At 31.0% G+C, this 1,209-nt stretch carries 2 protein-coding genes; both read right to left on the bottom strand.

The genetic code is table 11. The features are described 5' to 3' along the window. Positions 1-105: 105 nt before the first annotated feature. Positions 106-1,041, bottom strand: a complete 936-nt coding sequence (locus FIA58_RS21135; RefSeq protein ID WP_140964678.1) for a PorP/SprF family type IX secretion system membrane protein — start codon at positions 1,039-1,041, stop codon at positions 106-108. Positions 1,042-1,097: 56 nt separating this feature from the next. Further along, positions 1,098-1,209 (bottom strand): T9SS type B sorting domain-containing protein (locus tag FIA58_RS21835; protein WP_208022845.1); only part of this gene is annotated, 112 nt, incomplete at its 5' end.

The following is a 1,209-nucleotide window of genomic DNA, read 5'->3' as shown; positions in this document are numbered from 1 at the left end:
TTTATCGGCATCTTTAGTTTTTGAGTTTTGTGCACTTAGCAATCCACTAGCGATTACAAAACTTAATGTTATATATAGTTTTTTCATTTCTTTATCGCTTTTAAATTAAAAATATCTAGGTGAACGAGATACCTTTCTCGGGAAATTCAAATCAAATAATAAGATAATCTCGTGAGAGGAAGGTGTCGTTACTTTTAAATCAGATACAATATGATCATAGGCATATCCAATTCTTAAGTTGGGTGATATAGCATAATTTAACATTGCTCCAAAACTGTCATCAATTCTATAAGTTGCACCTACTTCAAATTTTTCATTAAATAAAAAGTTGGTAGATACATCTAGAGAAGGAGTAACGTTAAAAGCCGATTTCAACATAAAGAAAGGTTTAAATTTAACCTTCTCATTCAAATCGAAAACATACCCTCCTGTTAAAAAATAATGACTTGTCTCTGAACCAAATTCAACTTGATCATCATTTACTCGCAAATCTAAATGTTTTGACTTTAACATATTTGGTACAGAAAAAGCTAAATAATACTTATCTGTGTAGTAAAAAAGTCCTGAACCAACATTAAAATAAGTATTACTTACATCTTGGGAAAAAGCAGGATCATCAGCATCTGGAACATTTCCATTTCCTATATCGCTAAATAAACCTACCTTATGGAAAGTAAGTCCTGTTTTAATACCAAAGGCCAAACGATGTTCATCACCAAGATTTAAGGTGTATGAAAAATCTCCATATAGGTTATTTTCTTCCACAGGACCTATTTTATCTGTTATGAAAGACAATCCTAAACCTACATTTTTACCTACTGGAGAATGTCCTGAAAAAGTTCCTGTTGTAGGAGCATCCTCAATATCAATCCATTGTTTTCTATATAATAAACCAATTGCTAAATTCTCCTTGCTACCTGCATATGCAGGGTTTATGACGTTCATATTATACATGTATTGTGTATAATGTGGGTCTTGTTGTGCATTTGCATCAATAAATACTGACATTATGCCTAAAGCTACTAAATATAGTTTCTTCATTTTATTTTTGATTTTTTAATACTGCCTCCACTGAAATGAAGGCAGTATATTTAGTTTTATTGTTGTCTGTTTATATAAATCCAACCTGTTTTAGAATCCATATCAGCAAATTCTATTACATAATAGTAAGTACCATCTGGTAACTCATCTCCATTATTGGTTTGACCA

Origin of the sequence: Flavobacterium jejuense, from assembly GCF_006491595.2 — a bacterium.
In the GTDB taxonomy this organism is placed as follows: domain Bacteria; phylum Bacteroidota; class Bacteroidia; order Flavobacteriales; family Flavobacteriaceae; genus Flavobacterium; species Flavobacterium jejuense.
The sequence above is the reverse complement of the archived record's forward strand: the minus strand, read 5'-3'. Positions and strand labels throughout refer to the sequence as shown.